Source organism: Bombilactobacillus bombi, from assembly GCF_013607485.1.
Taxonomy (GTDB): domain Bacteria; phylum Bacillota; class Bacilli; order Lactobacillales; family Lactobacillaceae; genus Bombilactobacillus; species Bombilactobacillus bombi_A.
In genome coordinates, this window is sequence record NZ_SCHP01000121.1 from 1 (window position 1) to 1,543 (window position 1,543).

A 1,543-nucleotide genomic window follows, 5' to 3' on the forward strand; every position below is an offset into this window, starting at 1 on the left:
AATTATTATTGAACTAAAAATGCTAATAAAATATAAAATGATCGTACTTAAAAATAAGGTAATCCATTTACTAATTAAAATTTGATTATAGGAATATTTACGATACAACAAAGTTTTCAAAGTTCCATATTGAATCTCATTAGTAATAGCAGTACTACCTAAAGAAATCAAAAAAATAGCTATTAACAAAGGAGCATAAAAATTATCTGTTAAAGCATCTTTAGGAGCAATATTTTGCGGATAATTACGGGTGTAAAAACCAACAATTGCTTGAAAAACCAGCATAAATACTATAAATATTTTTGTACTGGGACGCTTTAATAATTTATAACTTTCCTGCTTAATTAATGTAATCATGATTTAACCTACTTTCTAATATGAGTTTTGTCATTGCCATTAAGAACTTTTAAGAGCGATTCTTCCAAGTCTCCTTCTTGTTGTTGAATATCAATAATTTCAAGATTATGTTCAAATAATATTCTTAATAACTTTCCAATTTTGAATTGAGAAGTTTTAAGGACTTGCAAGCTTTCTTTAGTTTGAGAAATCTGATAACCTACTGTGTCCAATAATTGAAGTGCTAGCTGATCATTATCAGTTTTTAGTAAAATATAGTGCTGATTGGCTGCCAGCAGCTGTGACATAGTAGTATTTTTGATAATTTGACCGTGATCAATTATGACGACGTCATCTGCTAATTTTTGTAGCTCGCTGAGAATATGACTAGAAATTAAAAAAGATACACCATGATTTTTTTCAGCGATAATTAAATCCCGTAATTCTTTCGTAGCTTGAGGATCCAAACCATTCATCGGCTCATCCAAAATCACCATCGGGGGCTGATTTACTAAGGCTAAGGCCACGCCTAGCTTTTGCTTCATGCCTAAGGAATAATCTTTTGTTTTAATATCTGCGAAGGAACTTATATTTAACTTTTGAATAATGGACTCAACCTTTTGCTGTTTCTTACCAGTAGCAAATAATTGTAACTGCTCTCTACCTGTTAAAAAAGGGTAGAGTCCTGGATATTCAATTAGAGCGCCTACATTTTGTAAAGGTAGATGTTGGTTAACAGTTATTAATGATTGTTTAAATCTAATTTCACCGCTAAAATTAGTAATCCCTAAAATAGATTTCATGATAGTGGTTTTGCCCGCGCCATTAGCTCCAATTAGACCAGTAATATGTCCTTGTGTAATTGAAAAAGATACTTGGTGTAAAACCTGCTTTTGACCGAAATATTTATTCAAATTTTTAATTTCGAGAATGTTTTCCGACATAGTCTTCCCCTTTTTATTGATAAGCTCAACATAAAGTGTTACTCATCATTTATGTACTACTACACTATAACAATAAATATAAAAATTGACAAGACACTAAAAGACTCACTTGTTTTATCTTTCTTCAGATAATATAAGTGAGTCTTAATAGCAGTGGTATTTACCATAATCAGCTTGAAAGTTAAATTGTTCATAACAAGACACTCATTTTACAGTTAACAGTTGCTTTGATGGTCGTATTTATTCTGTTACTCTAATTAAAT

2 protein-coding genes are annotated in these 1,543 nt (G+C 30.5%); both read right to left on the minus strand.

What is annotated here, in order from left to right:
- A partial coding sequence (locus tag EQ827_RS08690; protein ID WP_181190582.1) for an ABC transporter permease occupies nucleotides 1–357 on the minus strand: 357 nt, incomplete at its 3' end.
- Nucleotides 358–365: 8 nt separating this feature from the next.
- The gene (locus EQ827_RS08695) at nucleotides 366–1,268 is read right to left on the minus strand and encodes an ABC transporter ATP-binding protein (RefSeq protein WP_181190583.1); all 903 of its coding nucleotides are present in this window, start codon (nucleotides 1,266–1,268) and stop codon (nucleotides 366–368) included.
- Nucleotides 1,269–1,543 lie beyond the last annotated feature (275 nt).